Annotated in this window: 20 protein-coding genes; 5 read left to right on the top strand and 15 right to left on the bottom strand. The window is 71.6% G+C overall.

What is annotated here, in order from left to right; genetic code table 11:
* Nucleotides 1-25: 25 nt before the first annotated feature.
* The 6 genes from pafA to arc form a co-directional block, all read right to left on the bottom strand.
* A complete protein-coding gene (gene pafA, locus J5Y04_RS27790; RefSeq protein WP_148647692.1) occupies nucleotides 26-1,387 on the bottom strand; it encodes a Pup--protein ligase in 1,362 nt (453 codons plus the stop codon).
* 125 nt (nucleotides 1,388-1,512) lie between these two features.
* A complete protein-coding gene (gene prcA / locus J5Y04_RS27785; RefSeq protein ID WP_148647693.1) occupies nucleotides 1,513-2,289 on the bottom strand; it encodes a proteasome subunit alpha in 777 nt (258 codons plus the stop codon).
* Between the two features lie 31 nt (nucleotides 2,290-2,320).
* Nucleotides 2,321-3,163 carry a proteasome subunit beta gene (prcB, locus tag J5Y04_RS27780; protein WP_209415158.1) on the bottom strand — a complete coding sequence of 281 codons (843 nt, stop codon included), beginning with the start codon at nucleotides 3,161-3,163 and terminating at the stop codon, nucleotides 2,321-2,323.
* Between the two features lie 160 nt (nucleotides 3,164-3,323).
* Nucleotides 3,324-3,542, bottom strand: a complete 219-nt coding sequence (locus tag J5Y04_RS27775) for a ubiquitin-like protein Pup (protein ID WP_209415157.1) — start codon at nucleotides 3,540-3,542, stop codon at nucleotides 3,324-3,326.
* Nucleotides 3,543-3,716: 174 nt separating this feature from the next.
* A complete protein-coding gene (gene dop, locus J5Y04_RS27770; protein ID WP_209415156.1) occupies nucleotides 3,717-5,228 on the bottom strand; it encodes a depupylase/deamidase Dop in 1,512 nt (503 codons plus the stop codon).
* A 229-nt stretch (nucleotides 5,229-5,457) separates the two neighbouring features.
* Nucleotides 5,458-7,224, bottom strand: a complete 1,767-nt coding sequence (arc, locus tag J5Y04_RS27765; RefSeq protein ID WP_209415155.1) for a proteasome ATPase — start codon at nucleotides 7,222-7,224, stop codon at nucleotides 5,458-5,460.
* A gap of 284 nt (nucleotides 7,225-7,508) precedes the next feature.
* Here arc and J5Y04_RS27760 point away from each other — a divergent pair, with 284 nt between their 5' ends.
* The gene (locus J5Y04_RS27760; protein ID WP_148647697.1) at nucleotides 7,509-7,811 is read left to right on the top strand and encodes a ferredoxin; all 303 of its coding nucleotides are present in this window, start codon (nucleotides 7,509-7,511) and stop codon (nucleotides 7,809-7,811) included.
* Nucleotides 7,812-7,829: 18 nt separating this feature from the next.
* Here the strand turns inward: J5Y04_RS27760 and J5Y04_RS27755 are convergent, their stop codons facing one another.
* The 3 genes from J5Y04_RS27755 to J5Y04_RS27745 form a co-directional block, all read right to left on the bottom strand.
* The gene (locus tag J5Y04_RS27755; protein WP_209415154.1) at nucleotides 7,830-8,435 is read right to left on the bottom strand and encodes a hypothetical protein; all 606 of its coding nucleotides are present in this window, start codon (nucleotides 8,433-8,435) and stop codon (nucleotides 7,830-7,832) included.
* 158 nt (nucleotides 8,436-8,593) lie between these two features.
* Entirely contained in the window at nucleotides 8,594-9,553 is a 960-nt protein-coding gene (locus J5Y04_RS27750) for a tRNA (adenine-N1)-methyltransferase (RefSeq protein ID WP_209415153.1), read from the bottom strand.
* Between the two features lie 81 nt (nucleotides 9,554-9,634).
* Nucleotides 9,635-10,849, bottom strand: a complete 1,215-nt coding sequence (locus tag J5Y04_RS27745) for a site-2 protease family protein (protein ID WP_307853328.1) — start codon at nucleotides 10,847-10,849, stop codon at nucleotides 9,635-9,637.
* A 171-nt stretch (nucleotides 10,850-11,020) separates the two neighbouring features.
* Between J5Y04_RS27745 and J5Y04_RS27740 the strand changes: the two genes are divergently transcribed.
* Entirely contained in the window at nucleotides 11,021-11,902 is an 882-nt protein-coding gene (locus J5Y04_RS27740) for a RecB family exonuclease (RefSeq protein WP_148647702.1), read from the top strand.
* A gap of 43 nt (nucleotides 11,903-11,945) precedes the next feature.
* Nucleotides 11,946-12,617, top strand: a complete 672-nt coding sequence (locus J5Y04_RS27735) for a response regulator transcription factor (protein ID WP_148647703.1) — start codon at nucleotides 11,946-11,948, stop codon at nucleotides 12,615-12,617.
* 136 nt (nucleotides 12,618-12,753) lie between these two features.
* Here J5Y04_RS27735 and J5Y04_RS27730 read toward each other — a convergent pair whose 3' ends face one another.
* The 3 genes from J5Y04_RS27730 to metH form a co-directional block, all read right to left on the bottom strand.
* On the bottom strand, nucleotides 12,754-14,367 hold the full coding sequence (locus J5Y04_RS27730) for an ABC transporter substrate-binding protein (protein ID WP_209415151.1): 1,614 nt from the start codon (nucleotides 14,365-14,367) through the stop codon (nucleotides 12,754-12,756).
* A gap of 351 nt (nucleotides 14,368-14,718) precedes the next feature.
* Nucleotides 14,719-15,423, bottom strand: a complete 705-nt coding sequence (locus J5Y04_RS27725) for an HAD family phosphatase (RefSeq protein ID WP_209415150.1) — start codon at nucleotides 15,421-15,423, stop codon at nucleotides 14,719-14,721.
* Nucleotides 15,424-15,582: 159 nt separating this feature from the next.
* The gene (gene metH, locus J5Y04_RS27720; RefSeq protein ID WP_209415149.1) at nucleotides 15,583-19,089 is read right to left on the bottom strand and encodes a methionine synthase; all 3,507 of its coding nucleotides are present in this window, start codon (nucleotides 19,087-19,089) and stop codon (nucleotides 15,583-15,585) included.
* Between the two features lie 145 nt (nucleotides 19,090-19,234).
* Here metH and J5Y04_RS27715 point away from each other — a divergent pair, with 145 nt between their 5' ends.
* Nucleotides 19,235-20,323 carry a glycosyl hydrolase family 18 protein gene (locus tag J5Y04_RS27715; protein WP_209415148.1) on the top strand — a complete coding sequence of 363 codons (1,089 nt, stop codon included), beginning with the start codon at nucleotides 19,235-19,237 and terminating at the stop codon, nucleotides 20,321-20,323.
* A 79-nt stretch (nucleotides 20,324-20,402) separates the two neighbouring features.
* On the opposite strand, the gene J5Y04_RS27710 is transcribed toward J5Y04_RS27715, so the two are convergent.
* Nucleotides 20,403-20,918 (bottom strand): SRPBCC domain-containing protein, encoded by a 516-nt coding sequence (locus tag J5Y04_RS27710; RefSeq protein WP_209415147.1) that lies wholly within the window; start codon nucleotides 20,916-20,918, stop codon nucleotides 20,403-20,405.
* Between the two features lie 362 nt (nucleotides 20,919-21,280).
* On the opposite strand from J5Y04_RS27710, the gene J5Y04_RS27705 reads away from it, so the two are divergent.
* Nucleotides 21,281-22,231 (top strand): PAC2 family protein, encoded by a 951-nt coding sequence (locus J5Y04_RS27705; RefSeq protein WP_209415146.1) that lies wholly within the window; start codon nucleotides 21,281-21,283, stop codon nucleotides 22,229-22,231.
* 199 nt (nucleotides 22,232-22,430) lie between these two features.
* On the opposite strand, the gene mshC is transcribed toward J5Y04_RS27705, so the two are convergent.
* Nucleotides 22,431-23,660, bottom strand: coding sequence for a cysteine--1-D-myo-inosityl 2-amino-2-deoxy-alpha-D-glucopyranoside ligase (mshC, locus tag J5Y04_RS27700; RefSeq protein WP_209415145.1), 1,230 nt, complete (start codon nucleotides 23,658-23,660; stop codon nucleotides 22,431-22,433).
* A gap of 218 nt (nucleotides 23,661-23,878) precedes the next feature.
* Nucleotides 23,879-24,751, bottom strand: coding sequence for a carbohydrate-binding protein (locus J5Y04_RS27695; RefSeq protein WP_209415144.1), 873 nt, complete (start codon nucleotides 24,749-24,751; stop codon nucleotides 23,879-23,881).
* Nucleotides 24,752-24,783 lie beyond the last annotated feature (32 nt).

Raw genomic sequence — 24,783 nt, 5'->3', positions numbered from 1 at the left:
GAAGATCACACCGGGACCGCTCAGCTCACATCCCCGCGATCAGCTTCTCCACCCTCTCGTCGACGGAGCGGAACGGGTCCTTGCACAGGACCGTCCGCTGCGCCTGGTCGTTCAGCTTCAGGTGCACCCAGTCCACCGTGAAGTCCCGGCGCTGCTCCTGCGCCCGGCGGATGAAGTCCCCGCGCAGCCGGGCCCGGGTGGTCTGCGGCGGGATCGACTTGGCCTCGAAGGTCTTGAGGTCGGTGGTCACCCGCTGGGCCTGGTTCTTGGCCTGGAGCAGGTAGAACAGGCCGCGTCGGCGGTGGATGTCGTGGTACGCGAGGTCGATCTGGGCCACCCGCGGGTTGGACATGCTCATCTGGTGCTTCTCGCGGTAGCGCTCGATGAGCTTGTACTTCATGATCCAGTCGATCTCGGTGGCCACCCCGTCGAGCCGCTCGGTGCGGACCGCCTCCAGGGTGCGGCCCCAGAGGTCGAGGACCCGGGCGATGGTGCCGGTGTTGATGCCCTTGCGGTCGGCGAACTCCAGCGCCTTGGTGTAGTACTCCTCCTGGATGTCCAGCGCGCTGGCCTCCCGGCCGTTGGCGAGCCGGACCTGGTGGGTGCCGGTGAGGTCGTGGCTGACCTCGCGGATCGCCCGGATCGGGTTCTCCAGGGTGAGGTCGCGCATCACCACGCCGGCCTCGATGAGCCGGAGCACCAGGTCGGTCGCGCCGACCTTGAGCAGGGTGGTGGTCTCCGACATGTTGGAGTCGCCGACGATGACGTGCAGCCTGCGGTAGCGCTCGGCGTCGGCGTGCGGCTCGTCGCGGGTGTTGATGATCGGGCGGGAGCGGGTGGTCGCCGAGCTGACGCCCTCCCAGATGTGCTCGGCCCGCTGGCTGACGCAGTACACCGCGCCGCGCGGGGTCTGCAGCACCTTGCCGGCGCCGCAGATCAGCTGGCGGGTGACCAGGAAGGGGATCAGGACGTCCGCCAGCCGGGAGAACTCGCCGTGCCGGGCCACCAGGTAGTTCTCGTGGCAGCCGTAGGAGTTGCCGGCCGAGTCGGTGTTGTTCTTGAAGAGGTAGACGTCCCCCGCGATGCCCTCCTCGTGCAGCCGGCGCTCGGCGTCCACCAGGAGCCCTTCGAGGATGCGCTCGCCCGCCTTGTCGTGGGTCACCAGCTCGGTGACCTCGTCGCACTCGGGGGTGGCGTACTCGGGGTGGGAGCCGACGTCGAGGTAGAGGCGGGCACCGTTGCGCAGGAACACGTTGCTGCTGCGCCCCCAGGAGACAACGCGGCGGAAGAGGTAGCGGGCCACCTCGTCCGGCGACAGCCGTCGCTGTCCCCGGAACGTGCAGGTGACGCCGTACTCGTTCTCCAGCCCGAAGATTCGGCGGTCCATGCGGCATCCATTCTCTGATGGGAGCTGTCCGAAACCGCCTCCGCGGCGCCGTACGGGCCGCCGCAGGGGCACGGAGTCCCGCACGACGACGGCGGACGGCCGCCGTACGGGACTCCTTGGCACTGCTAGTCGGACTGCTCCGACTGCTCCGGCGGCGCGGTGGCCGCCGGCTTCTCCTCGTCGTCCGACTCCGCGGACACGTCGCCGTCGAGCAGCCGGGCGAGCTGGCCGCCCAGGATCCGCTTGAACTTGCGCTGCTGGAAGCGCTGGCGGTCGAGGACCGCCACCTCCAGCTGTTCGGGGGTGAGGGCGCGCGGGCTGCCGCCGTTCGGGTCCCGGGCGAGGGAGTCCACGGCGACCTTGACCGCCTCGGTGAGCGAGAGCCCGCTGCGGTGGCGCTGGCCCAGGTAGTTGCCGATCGAGTCGGCGTTGCCGCCGACCACCACGTAGTTCTTCTCGTCGACGACCGAGCCGTCCGGGGTGAGGCGGTAGATCTGGTCCTCGTCCGTGGTACGGCCGACCTCGGCCACGATCAGCTCCACCTCGTACGGCTTCTCGCCGACCGAGGAGAAGATCGTGCCGAGCGTCTGGGCGTAGACGTTGGCGAGGCCGCGGGCGGTGACGTCGGCCCGGTCGTAGGAGTAGCCGCGCAGGTCGGCGTAGCGGACGCCGCCGATGCGCAGGTTCTCGAACTCGTTGTAGCGGCCGACCGCCGCGAAGGCGATCTTGTCGTAGATCTCGGAGACCTTGTGGAGCGCCCGGGAGGTGTTCTCGGCGACGAAGACGATGCCGTCGGCGTAGGTGAGCACGACCACGCTGCGACCGCGCGCGATGCCCTTGCGGGCGTACTCCGCGCGGTCCGCCATGGCCTGCTGGGGCGAGACGTAGAACGGTGTCGACACCGGCGGCCGTCCCTTCCTTGGTAGGTGTTGGCTAGAGCAGCGGGGCCTGCGGGCCGTTGGGGTGGATGAGGCGCTCGTCGGTGATCGAGACGGCGATCTCGGACACCTCGGCCTCGGTGAGCCGGCGGAAACCGTCCTCCGTGATCAGCGAGACGATCGGGAAGATCTTGCGGGCGAGGTCCGGACCGCCGGTGGCGGAGTCGTCGTCGGCCGCGTCGTAGAGGGCCTGGACGACCAGGGTGGACGCCTGCTGGGCCGTCAGGTCCGCGCGGTAGAGCTTCTTCATCGAGCCGCGGGCGAAGACCGAGCCCGAGCCGGTGGCGGCGAACCCGCGCTCCTCGGAGCGGCCGCCGGTGACGTCGTAGGTGAAGATCCGGCCGCGGCCGAGGTCGAGGTCGTAGCCGGCGAAGAGCGGGACGACGGCGAGGCCCTGCATCGCCATGCCGAGGTTGCCCCGGATCATGGTGGTGAGGCGGTTGGCCTTGCCCTCCAGGGAGAGCACGGTGCCCTCGATCTTCTCGTAGTGCTCCAGCTCCAGCTGGAACAGCCGGACCATCTCGACCGCGAGGCCGGCGGTGCCGGCGATGCCGACCGCGCTGTACTCGTCGGCCGGGAAGACCTTCTCGATGTCGCGCTGGGCGATCACGTTGCCCATGGTGGCGCGGCGGTCACCGGCGATGACCACGCCGCCGTCGAACACCGCGGAGACGATCGTCGTCCCGTGCGGGGCCTCGACCACCGCTCCCTCCGGGAGGCTGCGGCGGCCCGGGATCAGCTCCGGCTGGTGCTCCGCCAGGAAGTCGAGGAACGACGAGGATCCCGGGGTCAGGAAGGCAGCCGGTAGACGCCCGGTGCCACGAGTGTTGGCTTCCACACGATTCCTTCCAGGTAGCTTGAAGCGCGCTGCCCGGCACCCTACCCGCCGACGATCACCGTCCACGCGTGGAGGGCCGGACCGGAACGGACGGACGGCCGTTGCCGTCCGCCCGCCCTCGGCGGCCGAGACCGTGAATTCCCTGAATGCCCGGGCGGTGTTACTGGCCGCCCTTCTGCACGAATTGCCGCACGAAATCCTCGGCATTGGACTCGAGCACTTCGTCGATTTCGTCGAGAACCGCGTCGACGTCGTCGCTCAGCTTTTCCTGGCGCTCCTTGAGCTCCTCGGAATTCTGCGCTTCCGCGACCTGCTCCTCGACCTCCTCGGAGGAGCGGTTCGCCCGCTGCTGGCCGCCGCCGGTGTCCTTGCTCGCCATTTCCCTCACCCCGCTCGATTCGTCTGGCACGGTTTGGTCGTTGCTTGCTGCACCGACCCTATACACAAGGGGCGACTACCGCTCCCGGTTTGCCGGTGACGCTTCCCGTCCGACACCCGCTGTCACCCCGGATGATTCCCATTCGGCGGACGTTCACCCATGGTGATCAAAAAGTTACCCGCCGGACAGGACGCGGAGCAGGTCCTCGGCCGTCCGGCAGCGGTCCAGCAGCTCCTTGACGTGGTTGCGGGTGCCGCGCAGCGGCTCCAGCGTGGGAACCCGCTGCAGCGAGTCGCGGCCCGGCAGGTCGAAGATCACCGAGTCCCAGGAGGCCGCGGCGACGTGCTCCGCGTACTGCTCCAGGCAGCGCCCGCGGAAGTAGGCCCTGGTGTCCTCCGGGGGCTTGGAGACGGCCCGCTCGACCTCCTCCTCGGTGAGCAGCCGCTCGAACCGGCCGCGGGCCACCAGACGGTTGTAGAGGCCCTTCTCGGGCCGTACGTCGCTGTACTGGAGGTCGACCAGGTGCAGCCGGGAGTTGTCCCACTCCAGGGCGTCGCGACTGCGGTAGCCCTCCAGGATCTCCCGCTTGGCGACCCAGTCCAGCTGCTTGGAGAGCGACATCGGGTCGCGCTCCAGCCGGCCCAGCACGTCCTCCCAGCGGGCCAGCACGTCCACGGTCTGCTCGTCCGCGTCGTTGCCGAAGCGGTCCTCGACGTACTTGCGGGCCAGTTCGAAGTACTCCAGCTGGAGCTGCACCGCGGTCAGCTTGCGCCCGTTGCGCAGCGTGACGAGGTGCTTCAGCGTGGGGTCGTGGGAGACCCGGTGCAGGGTGCGCACCGGCTGGTCGACGGCGAGGTCGGAGGCGATGAAGGAGTCCTCGATCATCGCCAGGACCAGCGAGGTGGTGCCCAGCTTGAGGTAGGTGGAGATCTCGGAGAGGTTGGCGTCACCGATGATCACGTGGAGCCGGCGGTACTTCTCGGCGTCCGCGTGCGGTTCGTCCCGGGTGTTGATGATCGGCCGCTTGAGGGTGGTCTCCAGGCCGACCTCCACCTCGAAGTAGTCGGCCCGCTGGCTGATCTGGAAGCCGTTGGCGGAGCCGTCCTGGCCGATGCCGACCCGGCCGGCGCCGGTGACCACCTGGCGGGAGACGAAGAACGGGGTGAGGTGGCGGACGATGTCGGCGAACGGTGTCGCCCGTTTCATCAGGTAGTTCTCGTGGGTGCCGTAGGAGGCGCCCTTGTTGTCGGTGTTGTTCTTGTACAGGTGGATGGTCTGCCCGTTGGGCAGTTCCAGGGCGCGCCTCGCGGCGGCCGCCATGATCCGCTCGCCGGCCTTGTCCCAGAGCACGGCGTCGCGCGGGTTGGTCACCTCGGGCGAGCTGTACTCGGGGTGCGCGTGGTCGACGTAGAACCGCGCGCCGTTGGTGAGGATGATGTTGGCGAGGCCGATGTCCTCGTCGGTGAGCTGGCTGGCGTCCGCGACGTCGCGCGCGAGGTCGAAGCCCCGGGCGTCGCGCAGCGGGTTCTCCTCCTCGAAGTCCCAGCGGGCCCGCCGTGCCCGGTGCATCGCCGCCGCGTACGCGTTGACGATCTGGGACGAGGTGAGCATGGCGTTGGCGTTGGGGTGCCCGGGCACGGAGATCCCGTACTCGGTCTCGATGCCCATCACGCGCCGTACGGTCATGCGGCCCTCCTTGCCCGGTGCGCCGCCCCCCACGGGCGGAACACGCTGACGTACCGCTGAACAACACCGGCGCCGGCGATGTGCCCGCGCACGGTGGGTCGAGCCTAGAACGCGGCACCGACGGGCGGGCCCCGAGACGCGCCGTCCGGCTGCGGGGCCGCGAGGCGCCACAGCCGGACGGGGTGCGTGCTGCTCCGGGGACCGCGGTTGCCGGCCCGGGGTCGAACGGTTACAGGTACTGCCCGGTGTTGGCGACAGTGTCGATCGAGCGGCCGGACTCGGCGCCCTGCTTTCCGGTGACCAGCGTGCGGATGAAGACGATCCGCTCGCCCTTCTTGCCGGAGATCCGGGCCCAGTCGTCCGGGTTGGTCGTGTTGGGCAGGTCCTCGTTCTCCTTGAACTCGTCCACGCAGGCGGCGAGCAGGTGGGAGACGCGCAGACCGCGCTGGCCGTGGTCGAGGAAGTCCTTGATGGCCATCTTCTTGGCACGGTCGACGATGTTCTGGATCATCGCGCCGGAGTTGAAGTCCTTGAAGTACAGGACCTCCTTGTCACCGTTGGCGTAGGTGACCTCCAGGAAGCGGTTCTCCTCGGTCTCGGAGTACATCCGCTCCACCACCGACTGGATCATCGCCTCCACGGTCGCCTCGACGGAGCTGTCGTGCTCCTTGAGGTCGTCCGGGTGGAAGGGCAGCGTGCCCTTGAGGTACTTGGAGAAGATGTCCTTCGCGGCCTCGGCGTCCGGGCGCTCGATCTTGATCTTGACGTCCAGGCGGCCGGGCCGCAGGATCGCCGGGTCGATCATGTCCTCGCGGTTCGAGGCGCCGATGACGATGACGTTCTCCAGGCCCTCCACGCCGTCGATCTCGGCGAGCAGCTGCGGGACGATGGTGTTCTCCACGTCCGAGCTGACACCGGATCCACGGGTGCGGAAGAGCGACTCCATCTCGTCGAAGAAGACGATGACGGGCGTGCCCTCGCTCGCCTTCTCCCGGGCCCGCTGGAAGACCAGGCGGATCTGCCGCTCGGTCTCGCCCACGTACTTGTTGAGCAGCTCGGGGCCCTTGATGTTGAGGAAGTAGCTCTTCCCCTGGGGCCGGCCGGTCACCTCGGCGACCTTCTTGGCCAGCGAGTTGGCCACCGCCTTGGCGATGAGCGTCTTGCCGCAGCCGGGCGGGCCGTAGAGCAGCACGCCCTTGGGCGGGCGCAGCTCGTACTCCTTGAAGAGGTCGGCGTGCAGGTAGGGCAGCTCGACCGCGTCGCGGATCAGCTCGATCTGGTTGCTGAGGCCGCCGATCTGGCGGTAGTCGATGTCCGGGACCTCTTCGAGGACCAGCTCCTCGACCTCGGACTTCGGCACGACCTCGTAGACGTAGCCGGAGCGGGGCTCCAGCAGGAGGGCGTCCCCCGCCCGGATGGTGATCTCGCGCAGCGGTTCGGCGAGGCGCACCACCCGCTCCTCGTCGGTGTGGCCGATGACCAGGGCCCGCTCGCCGTCCTCGAGGATCTCCTTGAGGGTGACGATGTCGCCGATGCGCTCGAAGGCCATCGCGTCCACGATGTTGAGGGCCTCGTTGAGCATCACCTCCTGGCCGCGCCGCAGTTCGTCGAGGTCGACGTTGGGGCTGACGTTCACGCGGAGCTTGCGCCCCCCGGTGAAGATGTCGGCGGTGCCGTCCTCGTTCTGGTTGAGGAAGGTGCCGAATCCGGCCGGGGGCTGTGCCAGCCGGTCCACTTCCTCCTTGAGGGCCACGATCTGGTCGCGGGCCTCGCGCAGGGTGGAGGCGAGCCGTTCGTTCTGGGCGGTCACGCCGGCCAGGTTGGTCTGGAGCTCGACGATCCGCTCTTCGAGGATTCTCGAATTGCGCGGCGAGTCGGCGAGCTTGCGGCGCAGCACGGCGATTTCCTGCTCAAGGTACGAGACCTGAGCGGCCTCGTCGGAACCACGAGCGGGCCTGCCGGTGCTGCGGTTGTAGTCGTCATCGTGGGCTGCCACGGTCCTCACCTCCTCCGGGGAGCTGGACGCTTCCAGACCCTACCTGGGACCAGGGGTCCGTAAACCCCTAGATCAAGAAAGATGGAACGGGCGTGTCCGATCTTCGCCCTCGCGTGCTTCCCCTCTGCTAAGGGGATACCCACCGCGCACCGCCCAAAGCGGACCAGATGTATCGTCGAGCGAGTCGATATCCGATCGCGACCGAGACTTCCGGTCCGATCGTTGTACGAATGGCGGGATTGCCTCAGATAAGGGGCAGCCCGGGACAGAAACGGCAGGGGACCATGTCGGTGACCGAAGACGCGAAGGCCGGCGGACCGCTGGAGGTGTGGATCGACCAGGATCTGTGCACCGGCGACGGCATCTGCGTGCAGTACGCGCCCGAGGTCTTCGAGCTCGACATCGACGGGCTGGCCTACGTGAAGGGCGAGGACGACGAGCTGCGCCAGCAGCCCGGCGAGACGGCCCCGGTGCCGCTGACGCTTCTTCAGGACGTGGTGGACTCCGCCAAGGAGTGCCCCGGCGACTGCATCCACGTGCGCCGGGTCTCCGACCTGGTCGAGGTGTACGGGCCCGACGCCGAGTAGGCGGCGGGCGAGCACCCGTCAGGTCCGGGTGAGCGGGGCGGTGGTCTGGGAACGGTCCCAGCCGCCGCCCTTGCGCGTCCAGGTGAGGTCCAGTGAGATGTCCGGGCTGAACCGCGGCACGTCGTCGCTGGAATACCCCTGCGCGTGGGCGGTGATGACGCCGTCGCTGCGCAGGCCGAGCCGGCCGACGGTGAGGTGTTCGCCCTCGGAGAGCAGGGTGGCCAGCACGACGGGCTTCCCGCCGGTGCCGGGGCCGAGCAGGTAGACGGCGTCCGGCGGGGTGCCGTTCTCTGCCGCGCAGTGGGCGGCGGCGACGGTGCCGGGCCGGCCGTCGCCGAGGTCGGCGGCGAAGCTGACGGATATCTTCACCGGGAACGGCCCGCAGTCCAGCGGGAGTTCGGCCCGGGCCGGGTCGGGGGCGGCGGCCGCCGGGAGGGCCTTGGCGGTGGCCCGGGCGGGCCTCGGGGTGCCGGTGGCCGGGGCGGCGGCGAGCGCGGTGGCGACCACGGCGGCGCAGCCGGCGGTCGCGAGGGCCCAGTGCCAGGGGGCCGGGCGGGCGTGTGCCGGCCCGCTGCCGGGCTGCGGTGTCTGCTGCTCTGCCGTCGCCTTGACCGCGGTCTCCACCAGGCGTCCCCTCCAGCGGGAATGTGTGCGCGTGGGTCGGTGTGAGCGTGCATCGTCCCACACGGGGACGGGCGCGGGGTGGCCCGGGTGCGGGGGTAGCACGAAGGGGTGGTACGCGGGCGGGGAGCCCGGCGCACCACCCCTGTCGGGCGTACGGGTCAGCCGAGGTCGGCCGGCTCCGGATCGGCGGCGCGGGCGGCGGCCCGGGCGGCGGCGCGCTCCTGCAGGCTCGGCTCGGGCGAGCCGTTGTCGTAGTCCTCGCCGTACGCGCCCTTGGCCGGGCGGCGGCGGCGCAGCGGCGGCTCGACGCCGTCGGCGAGGCGGCGGGAGGTGAGCAGGAAGCCGGTGTGGCCGATCATCCGGTGGTCCGGGCGGACGGCCAGGCCTTCCAGGTGCCAGGTGCGGACCATGGTCTCCCAGGCCTGCGGCTCGGTGAAGGTGCCGTGCTCGCGCAGCGCCTCGACGGTCTTGGACATCTGCGTGGTGGTGGCCACGTAGCAGCAGATGAGGCCGCCGGGGACGAGCGCCTTGGAGGCGACGTCCAGGCACTCCCAGGGGGCGAGCATGTCGAGGATGACGCGGTCGACGTCGGTCTCGACCAGGTTGTCCTGGAGGTCGCCGACGGTGAGCTTCCACGCCGGGTGCGGCCCGCCGAAGTAGCGCTCGACGTTGCCCTGGGCGATGTCGGCGAAGTCCTGCCGGCGCTCGTAGGAGGCCAGCATGCCGGTGTCGCCGACGGCGCGCAGCAGGTAGGTGGAGAGCGCGCCGGAGCCGACGCCGGCCTCGACCACGCGGGCGCCGGCGAAGATGTCGGCCATGGCCAGGATCTGCCCCGCGTCCTTGGGGTAGATCACGGCCGCGCCACGCGGCATGGACAGGACGTAGTCGGGGAGCAGGGGGCGCAGCGCGAGGTACGGGACGTTCCCCGTGGTGCGCACGACCGTGCCCTCGGGGGCGCCGATCAGCTCGTCGTGGGGGAACGCACCCTTGTGGGTGTGGAACTGGTTCCCGGCCTGGAGCGTGAACGTGTAGTGGCGGCCCTTCGGGTCGGTCAGCTGGACCTGGTCCCCGACCTGGAAGGGCCCGCGTCGGCGGGTGGCACCGGTCGGTTCGGACATGCGGACAATCCTAAGGGAAGCGCGCCGTCCGGCTTACCAGGTGATCGTTGCGGTGATGGCGGCGCCCGCGGGGCGGGCCCCTCAGCGGCCGGCGACGGCGGCGGTGAGGCGCTGTTCGATGTCGGTGAGCGCGGCGACGCCGTACACCCGGCCGTCGGCCTCGACGACGAGGTACTCGCCGGCCGGGGTGGCGCGGACGGCGCGCAGCAGGTCCTCGCCGGTGAGGTCGGCGCTCAGGCGCAGTCCCGGTTCGAGGTCGCGGGCCAGCGCGCCGACGGCGATCCAGGGGCGGCGGTGCTCGGGCACGGCCCGCACCTGGGACTCCCGGACGATGGCGATCGGTTCGCCGCGGCCGTCGACGACGACGACGGCGCCGGCCTCGGCCTCGCGGGCGCGGCGCATGGCCTCGCCGAGCGGGGTGTCGGCGGTGACCTCGACGGCGCGCCGGGCGAGGTCGCGCAGGCGCAGGCCGGGCAGGGCCTCCTTGAGCCGGGCGTTCTGCAGGCTGCCGCCGGCGCCGGTCCAGATGATCGCGGCGAGGACGGCGGCCAGCACGGCGTCGATCATGGTGTCGGTGGTGGTGCGTTCGACGCCGCGGGCGGAGCTGACCAGGGGCAGGCCGATCAGGACGGCCACGGCCAGGCCACGGCCCACCCAGGCGGCGGCGACGGTGCCGGTCATCGGCCGGCCGGTGACCGCCCAGACGACGGCGCGCAGCATCCGGCCGCCGTCCAGCGGCAGGCCGGGCAGCAGGTTGAACGCGGCGACCACGAGGTTGGAGACCATCAGGCCGGTGAGCAGCACCCCGGGCACGCTGGAGAGTTCGACGGCCTGCATGGCGAGGTAGAAGGCGCCGCCGAGCACCAGTGAGAGCAGCGGCCCGACGAAGGCGAGCCAGAACTCGCGCCAGGGGCTCTCGGCCTCGTTCTCGATCTCGGAGACGCCGCCGAAGAACTGGAGCTGGATCCGGCGCACGCCGAGACGGTAACGGAGCGCGACGACGGTGTGGGCGAGTTCGTGGACGAGGACGGAGCCGTAGAAGGCGACGGCGAAGGAGAACGCGACCAGGTAGCGGGTGGCGCCGAGTCCGGGCAGGACGCGGTCGAGCTGGCCGCCGAAGACCCAGGTGATCAGGGCGGCGATGGCGAACCAGGAGGGCGTGACGTAGACCGGCACGCCGAAGGGGCGGCCCATCAGGATCCCGCTGCGGCGCTCCGGCTCCTCGGGCGGTCCGGGCCGGGTCCTGCCGTCGTGCGGTGGCTGGTCGGAGGTCTGCGGACCCCTGCTGTCGCTCACCGTGATCCCTTCGGTCGGTTCCCCGTCGTGCGCGCGCGCCGGTGCGCCCACGCTACGTGATCGGGGCCGTGGGGCGCCGTGCGCCCCTCTCCCAGACTTCATACCCACTGGAAAGGGCCCTTGGCAGCACGGTGGCAGCGGGATGACAGCACAGGGCAATAGGGTCGGGGTATGCAGCAGACCGACACCAGCAGTGCCCCCGCGGCCCCGGCCCGGCCGGCGGCGCCCCCGACCGGCCTGTCCCCGTCCCGCGCGGGGGACTTCCTGACCTGCCCGCTGCTGTACCGGCTGCGGGTGATCGACCGGCTGCCGGAGCCGCCGAGCGCGGCGGCGACCCGCGGCACCCTGGTGCACGCCGTGCTGGAGCGGCTGTTCGACAGCCCGGCGGCGGAGCGGACGCCGGAGCGGGCGCTGGGCCTGCTGCGCCCGCAGTGGGAGCGGCTGCTGGGCGAGCGTCCGGAGCTGGTCTCGCTGTTCCCGGGGGACCCGGACGGCGCGGCGCTGACCCGCTGGCTGGCGGACGCCGAGAAGCTGGTCGAGCGGTGGTTCCGGCTGGAGGACCCGACCCGGCTGCACCCGGTGGAGCGGGAGCTGTACGTGGAGACGGCCCTGGAGTCGGGGCTGCTGCTGCGCGGCTACATCGACCGGGTGGACGTCGCGCCGACCGGTGAGGTCCGGCTGGTGGACTACAAGACCGGCCGGGCGCCCTCGCGGGACTTCGAGGGCAAGGCGATGTTCCAGATGAAGTTCTACGCCCTGGTGGTCTGGCGGTGGAAGGGCGTGATCCCCAAGCGGCTCCAGCTGGTCTACCTCGGCGGGGGCGGGGACGTGGTCAGCTACGACCCGGACGAGACGGATCTCCTGGCGGTGGAGCGCAAGCTGCAGGCGCTCTGGGAGCGGATCACCGAGGCGGTGGCGACCGGGGAGTTCCCCGCCACCCGCAACCGGCTCTGCGACTGGTGCGACCACCAGGCCAGCTGCCCGGAGTTCGGCGGCACTCCCCCGCCGTACCCGCTGCCGCTGGCCCGCACGTCCGTCGAAGACGGCGTCTGACGAAGGCGATCCCACGGGGGATCCGATGAACGAGGAGTCCTAGGTGACGATCCGAGTGCTGCTGGTCGACGACCAGCCGCTGCTGCGCACCGGTTTCCGGATGATCCTGGAGGCGGAGTCCGACCTGGTGGTGGTCGGCGAGGCCGGCGACGGCCAGCAGGCGCTGGACCAGGTGCGGGCGCTCCAGCCCGACGTGGTGCTGATGGACATCCGGATGCCCAGGATGGACGGTGTGGAGGCGACCCGCCGGATCGCCGGCCCGGGGCGCGACGGCCCGGCCAAGGTGCTGGTGCTGACCACCTTCGACCTGGACGAGTACGTGGTGGAGGCGCTGCGCGCGGGTGCCAGCGGCTTCCTGCTGAAGGACGTCCCGGCCGAGGAGCTGGTGCAGGCGATCCGGGTGGTCGCGGACGGCGCGGCCATGCTGGCGCCGAGCATCACCCGCCGGCTGCTGGACATGTACGCCACCAAGCTGCCCTCGGGCGAGGAGGCGCCGCCGCAGGCGCTGAACGCGCTGACCGAGCGCGAGCTCGAGGTGCTGAAGCTGGTGGCGCGCGGCCTGTCGAACGCGGAGATCGCGGCGGAGCTGTTCGTCAGCGAGACCACGGTGAAGACCCACGTGGGCCACGTGCTGACCAAGCTCCAGCTGCGTGACCGGGTGCAGGCGGCGGTGTACGCGTACGAGAGCGGGCTGGTGCGCCCCGGCACGCTGTGACCGCGGCGGGCGCCGCGGGCGCCGTGCGCCGGACATGACGGTGGCCCGTCCGCTCCCCCTGCACCCTGGGGGGAGCGGACGGGCCACCGTGCTGAGGGTCGCCCGGTCGCCCGGGCCCGTGCACGCCGTCCGCCGGCTACTTGCCGATCCGGCCGATCTCCCAGAACCGGAAGACGCCGGTGGTGTCGACGGTCGCCTCGACGCCGGCGATGTACGGCTTCGAGGCGTAGAAGGACTTGTTCTGGTACAGCGGGATGAGCGGCACGTTCTCGGCCACGATGTTCTGGATCTGGTTGTAGGTGGCGGAGGCGGCGCCGCGGTCGGCCTGCTTGAGGCCCTCGGGCACCAGCTTCTGGCTGATCCGGGCGTCGTCCCAGCCGTGGTGGTACGCGCCGCCGCCGACGATCAGCGGGGCGATGTAGTTGTCGGCGTCCGGGTAGTCGGCGAACCAGCCGACGGTGTACGCCTGGTACCTGCCCTCGGTCCAGCCCTTCTTGAAGGCCTCCCAGTCCGCCTCGTGCTGGACGGTCACCTGGAAGATCCCGCCGGCCTCCAGCTGCTTCTTCAGCATGTCGGCCTCGGCGCTCTCGGTCCGCGAGCGGGACCAGGTGAGGGTCAGCTTGACCGGCATGGGGACCTTGGCCGCGGTCAGGATGGACTTGGCCTTGGCCGCGTCCTGGTCGCCGTACTTGTCGAAGAAGGACGTGCCGTGGCCGGTCACGCCGGCCGGGACCATCGAGTACAGCGGCTGGACGGTGCGCGCGAAGACGTCGCGGGCGAGCGACTTGCGGTCGACCAGCTGGGCCGCGGCCTGGCGGACGGCGACGTTGCCGGCGGTGGCGTCCTTGGTGTTGAAGACCAGGCTGCGGGTGTCGTTGCTGTCGCCCTCGACGACCTGGAGGTCGGTCTTGCCGCCCTGCTGCTCGGACCGGACCTGGGCCGCGGTGTTGGGCTCGAGGCTGTTGTCGGTCAGGTCGATGTCGCCCTTGTCGAGCGAGGCCTTCAGGTCGGAGGCCTTGTCGAAGTACCGCACGGTGAACTTCTTGTTCCGCAGCTTGGCGTCGCCGGTGTAGGCGGCGTTGGCCGAGAGCACGATCTTGCCGGGGGCCTTGGCGCCGCCCTCGGCGTCCATGGTCGCGATCGAGTCGATCTTGTACGGGCCGGAACCGACCAGCTTGTCGTTCTCGAGCAGCTTGTCGGCCGGGAACACCTGGTGGTCGACGATCGCGCCGGCCGGCGTCGCCAGCTTGGCCGGGAGGGTGGCGTCGGGCTGGGAGAGGTGGAAGACCACCTCGGTGTCGCCCTTGGCCTCGACCGACTTGATCGTTTCCAGCAGGCCGGCGGGGCCGTTCTGGTCGTTGATCTTCTTGGTCCGCTCGATGGAGTGGACCACGTCGGCGGCGGTGAGCGGGTGGCCGTTGGAGAACTTCAGGCCGGACTTCAGCGTGCAGTGGTAGAGCATGGCGTCGCTGCCGGAGAACTCGCAGGACTGCGCGGCGTCCGGGCCGGGCGCGCTGGAGGCGGCCGGGTAGCTCAGCAGCGACTGGAAGGAGTTGCGCAGCACCAGCCAGGCGCCGGAGTCGTAGGCGCCGGCCGGGTCCAGCACGTTGGTGACCGAGGTGGTACCCATGGTGATCGACTTGTCGCCGTCCCCCTTGACGGCGTCGGTGACCGACCCGCAGCCGGCCACCGAGACGGTCACGAGGCCGGCACAGCCGAGCACTGCCAGTCTTCCAGCTGAAGTCTTCACGGGTCGCGTCCTTCTGTGCGGTCCGGCGGGGGCCGGCCGGTCCGCGGAGGAGTGCGCCTACCGGGTGTGTGGCGCGCGCGGGCCGGTTGCCGTGCGACCGCGGGCAGGACGGGGTTGCCCGTCAGCGGCGGCGCAGGGCTCGGGGGTGGGGAACGAACTGGAGTAGCGTGCCATATCGAACACGCACCACCGGTACCCGTACAGGTGACAGTTGGGACACGAGATCCGGGTGCGGAGGCGGCCATCCTACGAGTTGTCAGGCAATGCCCGTTTTCTCCCCGGACCGCCGACGGCAACGGATGACGGTGCCCGCTTACCGGTCAGTAGGGCCGGTCCGCAATGAGACGACAATCACACTCGCGAGGCGACGAGCGAGCGGAGCAGTTCAAGATCCACCTGCTCCAGCGAGGGCAGCACCAGCCGCCCGGGGGCCGGCTCGATCACCGCCACCGTCGGCACCGCGATCACCGGGCAGCCCGCCGCCTCGGCCGAGCGGACGCCGGTCGGCGCGTCCTCGACCACCACGCAGCGCCCCGGCTCGGCACCCAGCCTGCGCGCCGCCTCCAGGTACGGGTCCGGGTGCGGCTTGGTGCGCGGCACCTCGTCGCCGGCGACGGAGAACGCGAAGTGGTGGGCGCCCAGCGACTGCAGCACGATGTCGATGATGTGCCGGTGCGAGGCGGACACCAGTGCGGCCGGAACGCCGTGCGCGGCAAGGGTGTTGAGGAGCCGCTCGGCGCCCGGCATGAGCGGGACGCCACCGGCCAGCAGGTCCACGAAGCGCTGGTTGATCAGGACGGTGAGGTCCGCCGGGGCGATGTCCACGCCGGTGCTGGCGAGCAGGTGGTCGATCACCCGGCTCATCGGGCCGCCGACGACCTGGGCGCGGTCGTTCTCGTCGAGCTCGTAGCCCAGCTCGGCGAAGAGCGAGGCCTCGGCCCGCCACCAGAAGTCCTCGGTGTCGACCAGCGTCCCGTCCATGTCCAGCAGCACCGCCTGCAGGCCCCGGCCGTCGCCGTGGTCGAGGACGCGGGTGGCGGTGGAGATGGTGGTCATGGCGGGATCCTTCCGTCGGTGCCCCGGGGGGCGCGACCGGGTTACCCGGCCCCTGGGGATGGCACGGGCCGGCCCGCTGGTGAGCGGACCGGCCCGTTCAGGATGATCCAGGATACGCCCCGACCGCCCGAAAAGGGCGAACGGTACGCGACGTGCGGACTACCGGGCGTTGAAGTACTTGGCCTCCGGGTGGTGGATCACGATCGCGTCGGTGGACTGCTCGGGGTGCAGCTGGAACTCCTCGGAGAGCACCACGCCGATCCGCTCGGGCCGCAGCAGCTCGGCGATCTTGGCGCGGTCCTCCAGCTCCGGGCAGGCCCCGTAGCCGAGCGAGAACCGGGCGCCCCGGTACTTCAGCGCGAACATGTCCTTGACGTCCTGCGGGTCCTCGCCGGAGAAGCCCAGCTCGAAGCGGACCCGGGCGTGCCAGAACTCCGCCAGCGCCTCGGCGAGCTGCACCGAGAGGCCGTGCAGCTCCAGGTAGTCGCGGTAGGAGTTGTTGGCGAACAGCTCGTTGGCCGCCTCGGAGATCCGGTTGCCCATGGTGACCACCTGGAGGCCCACCACGTCCTTGACCCCCGACTCCTCCGGGCGGAAGAAGTCCGCCAGGCAGAGCCGGCGCCCGCGCCGCTGGCGCGGGAAGGTGAAGCGGGTCCGCTCGGTGCCGTCCTCGTTGAAGACGATCAGGTCGTCGCCCTTGGAGTTGGCCGGGTAGTAGCCGTAGACCACGGCCGCCTCCAGCCAGCCCTCGGTCTGCAGCCGGTCCAGCCACATCCGCAGCCGCGGCCGGCCCTCGGTCTCCACCAGCTCCTCGTACGAGGGGCCGTCACCGCTGCGGGCCGCCTTGAGGCCCCACTGGCCCTTGAACAGCGCGTCCTCGTCCAGCCAGGAGGCGTAGTCGGCGAACGGCACGCCCTTGACGATCCGGTCGCCCCAGAACGGCGGGGCGGGAACGGTGTTGTCGACGGCCACGTCGGAGCGGATCTGGCCGAGGTTGACCTCCTCCGGCTCCTCGACCTCGACCCGGGCGTGCCGGCGCTGCTTGAGCTCCGGCAGGGCGGCGCCGGGCACACCGCGCTTGACCGCGATCAGCGCGTCCATCAGCCGCAGGCCCTCGAAGGCGTCCCGGGCGTAGCGGACCTCGCCCTCGTAGATCTCGTGCAGGTCCTGCTCGACGTAGGCGCGGGTGAGCGCGGCGCCGCCGAGAATCACCGGGTAGTCGGCCGCCAGCTTGCGCTGGTTCAGCTCCTCCAGGTTCTCCTTCATGATCACGGTGGACTTGACCAGCAGGCCGGACATCCCGATGACGTCCGCCCGGTGCTCCTGCGCGGCGTCCAGGATCGCCGAGACCGGCTGCTTGATGCCCAGGTTGACCACGTTGTAGCCGTTGTTGGACAGGATGATGTCGACCAGGTTCTTGCCGATGTCGTGGACGTCGCCCTTGACGGTGGCCAGCACGATGGTGCCCTTGCCCTCGCTGTCGGACTTCTCCATGTGCGGCTCCAGGTGGGCCACCGCGTTCTTCATCACCTCGGCGGACTGGAGCACGAACGGCAGCTGCATCTGGCCGGAGCCGAACAGCTCGCCGACCACCTTCATGCCGGAGAGCAGCGTGTCGTTGATGATCTCCAGCGCCGGACGCCCGGTCAGCGCCTCGTCCAGGTCGGCCTCCAGGCCGTTCCGCTCGCCGTCGATGATCCGGCGCTGGAGGCGCTCCTCCAGCGGCAGCGCGGCCAGCTCCTCCGCCTTGGACGCCTTGACCGAGGCCGAGGAGACGCCCTCGAACAGCTGGAGCAGCTTCTGCAGCGGGTCGTAGCCGTCGCGGCGGCGGTCGTAGACCAGGTCGAGCGCGACCTCGCGCTGGTCCTCGGGGATCCGGGCCATCGGCAGGATCTTGGAGGCGTGCACGATCGCCGAGTCCAGGCCCGCCTCGACGCACTCGTTCAGGAAGACCGAGTTGATCACCATCCGGGCGGCCGGGCTGAGGCCGAAGGAGATGTTCGACAGGCCGAGGGTGGTCTGCACGTCCGGGTGGCGGCGCTTGAGCTCGCGGATCGCCTCGATGGTCTCGATGCCGTCCCGGCGGGACTCCTCCTGGCCGGTGCCCAGGGTGAAGGCCAGGCAGTCGACCAGGATCGAGCCCTCGTCGATGCCGTACTCGGTGGTGAGCTGGGTGATCAGCCGCTCGGCGATGGCCACCTTGGTCTCGGCGGTGCGGGCCTGGCCCTCCTCGTCGATGGTCAGCGCGATCAGTCCGGCGCCGTGCTCCCGGGCCAGCGAGGCGATCCGGCCGAACCGGGTGTCCGGGCCGTCGCCGTCCTCGTAGTTGACCGAGTTGAGCACCGCGCGGCCGCCGAGCGACTCCAGGCCGGCGCGCAGCACGTCCGGCTCCGTGGAGTCCAGCACGATCGGCAGGGTCGAGGCGGTGGCCAGCCGGCCGGCGATCTCCTTCATGTCGGCGACGCCGTCGCGGCCGACGTAGTCCACGCAGAGGTCCAGCAGGTGGGAGCCGTCCCGGATCTGCTCGCGGGCGATCTCCACGCACGCCTGCCAGTCGCCGGCCAGCATCGACTCGCGGAACTTCTTCGAGCCGTTGGCGTTGGTGCGCTCGCCGATCGCCAGGTACGAGGTGTCCTGGCGGAACGGCACCGCCTGGTACAGCGAGGCGGCCGACGGCTCCGGACGCGGCTCGCGGGCGGTGACCGGGCGGCCCTGGACCCGCTCGACCACCTGGCGCAGGTGCTCGGGGGTGGTGCCGCAGCAGCCGCCGACCAGGGAGAGGCCGTACTCGCGGGTGAAGACGTCGTGCGCGTCGGCCAGCTCGGCCGGGGAGAGCGGGTAGTGCGCGCCGTCCTTGCCGAGCACCGGCAGGCCCGCGTTCGGCATGCAGGAGAGGCCGACCCGCGCGTTCTTGGCCAGGTAGCGCAGGTGCTCGCTCATCTCGGCCGGGCCGGTGGCGCAGTTCAGGCCGATGTAGTCGACGCCGAGCGGCTCCAGCGCGGTGAGCGCGGCGCCGATCTCCGAGCCGAGCAGCATGGTGCCGGTGGTCTCGACGGTCACCTGGACCAGCACCGGCAGGTCCACGCCGGCCTCGGCGAGCGCCTGCTTGCTGCCCAGGATCGCCGCCTTGGTCTGCAGCAGGTCCTGGCTGGTCTCCACCAGCAGGGCGTCCGCGCCGCCGGCGATCAGGCCGGCCGCGTTCAGCCGGAAGCCGTCGCGCAGCACCTCGTACGGCGCGTGGCCGAGGGTGGGCAGCTTGGTGCCGGGGCCGATCGAGCCGAGCACCCAGCGGGTCCGGCCGTCGGCGGCGTGGGCGTCGGCCGTCTCACGGGCGATCCGGGCGCCGGCCTCGGAGAGCTCGAAGATGCGGTCGGCGATCTCGTACTCGCCGAGCGCCGAGAAGTTGGCGCCGAAGGTGTTGGTCTCCACGCAGTCCACGCCCACCACGAAGTACGCGTCGTGGACGGAGCGGACGATGTCGGGCCGGGTGAGGTTGAGGACCTCGTTGCAGCCCTCCAGGTTCTGGAAGTCCTCCAGCGTCGGGTCCTGCGCCTGGAGCATGGTGCCCATCGCCCCGTCGGCGACCACCACGCGGGTGGCGAGCGCCTCACGCAACGCGTTCGCGCGGCTCTGCTGGGTGATGGACGGATCGGCTGCAGTGGCCATGGGGCTTCTCCCTGGGTGCGACGGCTGTCGGCTTTGCAACCCCGCTTGATCGGGGCCGCACCTGGCCAGCGTATCCGGCCCACGGCGGGAGGCGGTGGTGCATTCCGTATCCTGAGCGTTCGGCCGCGACGGGGAGAGCGACTGCATGACGACGATCGGCGCACGGGCACGGCGGTTCACGGGGGAACTGGGGAGGCCGCTGCGGGCGCTGCGGACCCGCTGGCGGGGGTGGTCCAGATGGCGGAAGTCCCTGGCCGTGCTGGGCGTCGTGGTGGCCGTGCTGGCGGCACCGGTCGGCGCGGCGGCGCTCGCGCTGCGGCTCCAGTACGCCGGCGACCCCTCCCCCGAGGCCCGCACCCGCGGCAAGGACGCCGTCTGGCTCGGCCACGCCTGGGTGGACGGCCGGAAGGGTGACGCCGACCTCGCCGACCTCGCCGAGCGGCTCTCCGGCACCGGCGTGCGCGACCTGTACGTCCACACCGGCCCGCTGGAGCACGACGGCTCGCTGCCGCCGTCCGTCCACCCCCGGGCCCGCTGGTTCACCGAGGCCGCGCACCGCGTCCTGCCGGGCGTCCGGGTGCAGAGCTGGCTGGGCGACGAGGTCAAGCCGGAGAAGGACGCCCTGGACCTGGAGGACGCACCCACCCGGGACCGGGTCACCGCCTCCGCCCGCCAGGTGCTCGACCTCGGCTTCGACGGGGTGCACTTCGACATGGAACCGATCCGCCCGGGCTCGAAGGGCTGGCTCGCCCTGCTCGACCAGGTGCGCCCGGTGACCGCCGGGCGCGGCACAAAGCTGTCGGTGGCCGCCCCGCAGATCGACCCGCTGCCCTGGCAGCACAACGTCGGCATCGCGCTGACCGGCCACGGCAAGTGGTGGGACCAGGCCTACTTCGCCGAGACCGCCCGCCGGGTCGACCAGATCGCGGTCATGACGTACGACTCCAGCATGCCGTCCGAGTCGCTGTACGGCGGCTACAACGCCTACCAGACCGAGCTGGCGCTGGAGGCCACCCCGGAGGACGTGGACCTGCTGATGGGCCTGCCGTTCTACTGGGAGGACAAGTGGGGCCACTGGGGCCACGCCGAGACGGTCGACGCCGGCATCCGGGGCATCCGGCTCGGACTCGGCCGGTACGACCTGCACCGGCGGAACTTCGGCGTCGGGCTGTACGTGGACTTCGCCGCCACCGAGCAGAACTGGGCGGACTACCGCAGCGGCTGGGTGCGCTGAGCCCCGCGGGGCCGGTGCGCACGCGTGCGGACGCCCGCCCCGGCCGGGGCGTCCGGGGTCGGCCCGGGGTCGGCGCGCCTCAGGCCATCCGGTGGGCGAGCGCGCCGAGGTAGCGGCGGATCGCGGCGTCCTCGCCCGTCACGTAGTGCCCGACGGCGCGGTAGAGCGGCTTGTACACCTCGCCGCGCTCGGTGACGGTCAGGGTGCAGCCCACGCCGGCCGGGGTCAGCACGTACGTCCAGGTGCCGCCGTACGGCAGGTCCGGATCGGCGATACCGGTCACCAGGCGGTGCGGCGCCTCGCTCTCCACCACCTCGTACGTGGTGTGGCCGTGCCTGTCGTACTCGCGCCAGCGGGCCCGGCCGCCGGCCGTCGCGGGCAGCCGCTCGACGTGCGACAGGCCCGGGCGCCAGGCGGGGTAGAGGTCGACGTCGGTCAGGACGTCCCAGACCGCGCCGGGCGGCTGGGCCAGGTCCAGGCCGCCCTCGGTCATGTGCTCCACCGGCAGCCGCCGCCCGGCCGCCTGGGCCGCCAGCACCGCCCCGGCCCCGGCCGCGAGCGCCACCGCGGCTCCTGCCCAAAGCCATCCGTTCATCCGCCCGGCTCCTCACACCCGCAGCCCGGCCCCCGCCTCCATCATCACGCCGCCCCGTCGCGGCAGCACGCCCGGCGGCCGGCCCGGCGGACCGGGCGGCGGACCGGGCGGCCCCGCGAGGGCGCCGCCGGGATATCCGCTGGCCCCCGGCGCCCGGCTCCCCCAGACTGTCCCGGTGCCCGGCCTGTCCCGGCGCCCGGCCGCCGGGCGCATCAAAGCCCGTAGGCTGGGCAGGTAGGGACCATGGAACGCGGCGTTCCATGGGTGACGAGAGGTTCGACAGTCGGCAGCCGGACCGCCGGCGCCCCGGCATCCCAGCCGGGACGGGGTGCGGCCGCCCGCCGACCGGAGGGAGACGCTGGGTGATCGAGCTGGAAGATGTTCCCGAGTTGATCGACCCGGTGATGGTCTGCGCCTTCGAGGGCTGGAACGACGCCGGTGACGCCGCATCCGCCGCCCTCGCGCATCTGGACGAGACCTGGGGCGGCAAGGTGTTCGCCGCCCTGGACGCGGAGGACTACTACGACTTCCAGGTCAACCGGCCCACGGTGTGGCTGGACGGCGGCGTCCGCCGGATCACCTGGCCGACCACCCGGCTCTCGGTGGTCCGGGTGACCGAGCCGACGACCCGGGACATCGTCCTGGTGCGCGGCATCGAGCCCAGCATGCGCTGGCGCTCGTTCTGCAACGAGATCCTCGCCTTCGCGCACGAGCTGGGCATCGAGCTGGTGGTGATCCTGGGCGCGCTGCTCGGCGACACCCCGCACAGCCGCCCGGTGCCGGTCAGCGGGGTCACCTCCGACCCGGAGCTGGCCCAGCGGCTGGACCTGGAGGAGAGCCGCTACGAGGGCCCGACCGGGATCGTCGGGGTGCTCCAGGAGGCGTGCACGCATGCCGGGGTGCCGGCCGTGACGCTCTGGGCGGCGGTGCCGCACTACGTCGCGCAGCCGCCGAACCCCAAGGCCACGCTGGCGCTGGTCAACAAGCTGGAGGACCTGCTCGACCTGCGCATCCCGCCGGGCGAGCTGGGCGAGGACTCCCGCGCCTGGCAGCTGGGCGTGGACCAGCTGGCCGCGGAGGACACCGAGGTGGCCGAGTACGTGCAGCAGCTGGAGGAGGCGCAGGACACCGCCGAGCTGCCGGAGGCCTCGGGCGACGCGATCGCCCGCGAGTTCGAGCGCTACCTGCGCCGCCGGGAGAACGTCGGGCCGACCGGCGAGAAGCCGGTGGCCGGGCACGCCACGGCGGAGCGGCCGAGCGATCCCGAGCCGCCGGCCGCCCGGGAGAGCCAGGACGGCGGCGAGGAGGAGTAGTCCCTCCGCCGCGGTACGCACGCCGAAAGGGGCGTCAGGACGAGTGGTCCTGACGCCCCTTTCGGCTGTCCGGCGGGTGCGCGGGTGCGTGGCGACTGCTACGTCCCGCGGGTGCGTGGCGTCCGCTGCGCCCGGCGGGTGCGTGGCGTCCGCTGCGCCCGGCGGGTGCGTGGCGCCCGCCGGGCGTGGCGTGCGGGTCCTACAGGGCCACGCCGAGCAGGGCGTCCACCGTGCGGGAGACCAGTCCGGGCGCGCCGATGTCCTCGCCGCCACCGGACTCCTGAAGGCCGGCCCAGCGGTCCACCGCGGCCAGCGCGGCGGGCGCGTCCAGGTCGTTGGCGAGCGCCTCGCGGACCTCGGCGAGCAGCGCCTCGGCCGGCGGGCCGTCCGGGCGGGAGACCGCGGCGCGCCAGCGGGCGAGCCGCTCCACGGCCTCGTCCAGGGTGGCCTTGGTCCACTCCCAGTCCTCGCGGTAGTGGTGCGAGAGCAGGGCGAGGCGGATCGCCGCCGGGTCGACGCCCTCACGGCGCAACGCCGAGACGAAGACCAGGTTGCCGCGGGACTTGGACATCTTGTGCCCGTCCAGGCCGACCATGCCGGCGTGCACGTACGCCTTGGCGTACGGGTGGTCGCCGGTGGCCACCTGGGCGTGCGCGGCGCCCATCTCGTGGTGCGGGAAGGAGAGGTCGCTGCCGCCGCCCTGGATGTCGAAGGACATGCCGAGGTACTGCAGCGCGATGGCGACGCACTCGATGTGCCAGCCGGGCCGGCCGTGGCCCAGCTCGGTGTCCCAGGCGGGCTCGCCCGGGCGGGCGGCGAGCCAGAGCAGGGCGTCCAGCGGGTGGCGCTTGCCCGGGCGGTCCGGGTCGCCGCCGCGCTCGGCGAAGACCGGGCGCATCGCCTCGCGGCTCAGGCCGGAGACCTCGCCGAAGTGCGGGTCGGCGTCCACCGAGAAGTAGATGTCGCCGTCCACCTCGTAGGCGGCACCGCTCGCCAGCAGCTTCTGGACCAGCGGGACGATCCACGGGATCGACTCGACGGCGCCGATGTAGTGGGCCGGCGGGAGCAGCCGCAGGGCGGTCATGTCCTCGCGGAAGAGCGCGGTCTCGCGCTCGGCCAGCGCCACCCAGTCCTGGCCGGTCTCGACCGCGCGGGCCAGCAGCGGGTCGTCCACGTCGGTGACGTTCTGCACGTACAGGACGTCGTGACCGGCGTCCTTCCACACTCGCTGCGCCAGGTCGAACGCGTTGTAGGTGGCGGCGTGGCCCATGTGGGTCGCGTCGTAGGGAGTGATGCCGCAGACGTAGATCCGGGCGGTGCCGTCCTGCGGCACGACCTCCCGGATACAGCCCGCTGCGGTGTCGTGGATACGAAGGGGGAGCCCCTGACCAGGCAGGGCGGGAACCTCGGAGGCGGGCCAGGCATGCATGGGAATCACTTTAACCGTGCGAACATTTGAAAGCCTAACCAGTATGCAAGATCGACTGGATTCGCCTGCTTTCGTTGCCTGAGCGCTTTCGGACTGATATTGACCGGCTCCGGGCGACCCCGGCGCGGCGCCCGCACCCCTCGCGGGCACGGGTGAGCGCCCGGCCGGCCCTGCCGCCGACCGGGCGCCCGGCTCCTCCGGGGAGGCGGCCGGAGCCGCTACAGCCGCTGCCAGAGGGCCGGCACGTTGGGCGGCTCCCAGCCGGTGATGGCGGTGTGCCCCTGCAGGCACCGGTAGGAGACGCCGGCATAGGTGACGCGGTCGCCGGTGTTGTAGAGCGTCCCGGCGGCCCAGGTGCCCCCGGGCTGCCCGGTCGCGGTGGGGGTCGGGGTCGGCGTTGGCGTGGTGGTCGGACTGCCGGTCGGGGTCGGCGTCTGCGGCACGTTCAGGACGAAGTCGTAGATACCCTCCTTCGCCTGGCCGACCTGGCGGACGTTCATCAGCAGCCGCGCGTCGTAGATGGTGTCGGTGCTGTTGCGCGGCTCACCCGGGAAGTACAGCTGGGTGGTGAGCACCGGACGGCCGGGCGCCTGGAGCTTGACGTGGATGTGCCGGGTGCGGCCCGGGTAGAGGCCGGGGACGATCGTGGTCAGGCTGAACGCGCCCTGGGCGTTGGTGAACTGGTGGCCGCGGAACGCGAAGCCGGTGTTGTCGTACGCGCCGTTGACGTCGGCCTGCCAGAAGTCGAGCAGCACGCCGGAGATCGGCAGGCAGGCCCGGCCGAAGACGTAGCCGCTCACGGTGAGCCGGGTGCCGGGGGTGCTGTCGGTGATCAGCGAGGTGCGCAGCGGGGAGTTGGGCTTGAAGTAGGGGCCCTCGGTCTGCTCGATGGTCGGTTCGTCGTCGTCGTGGCAGGCCGGGGTGAGACCGGGCAGCTCGCCGGTGCCGGCCCGGTCGCGGGCCAGGGCGACCCCGCCGCCGACCAGCAGGGGCGCGGTGCCGAGGACGGCGGCGGCCTTCAGGACGGACTTCCGGCTGATCCGGCGGTCGATCAGGCCCTCCGGCCCGGTGGGCTCTTCGGATGCGGGCATGCGCCGACTCCTTCGGTGTGTGGGGGATGGCG

Source organism: Kitasatospora sp. RG8 (assembly GCF_017813315.1).
Taxonomy (GTDB): Bacteria; Actinomycetota; Actinomycetes; order Streptomycetales; family Streptomycetaceae; genus Kitasatospora.
The sequence above is the reverse complement of the archived record's forward strand: the minus strand, read 5'-3'. Positions and strand labels throughout refer to the sequence as shown.